We start from the raw sequence: 233 nt of genomic DNA, 5'->3' as shown, positions 1-233 counted from the left end.
GGTCATGTCAGGTCTTTTCCAGCATTCGGCCCATACCGGCAAGATCGAAGCGGTCGAGGCAATCGTAAAGTCTGGGCACAAGCGGCGATGCGGGCGCGGCGGCCTCGAAGGCGGCAATCCCCGCCTCGATCCCGCGCACATGGCCGATGCGCAGCCGCTCGCGCAGCCGCGCCAGCGCCTCGCGCGCGGCCTCGGGCAGTTCGGCCGGGGCGGGATCGTCCGCGCGGACCACC

1 protein-coding gene is annotated in these 233 nt (G+C 71.2%); it reads right to left on the bottom strand.

Annotated elements, in window-relative coordinates:
• Positions 1-7: 7 nt before the first annotated feature.
• Positions 8-233: hypothetical protein (locus tag VJI93_RS09290; RefSeq protein WP_324009402.1), on the bottom strand; the 226-nt coding region annotated here is incomplete at its 5' end.

The sequence above is a fragment of the Parvimonas sp. M20 genome, from assembly GCF_035282425.1.
Lineage (GTDB): Bacteria > Bacillota > Clostridia > Tissierellales > Peptoniphilaceae > Parvimonas.
This window is presented reverse-complemented; position numbering and strand designations above follow the sequence as displayed.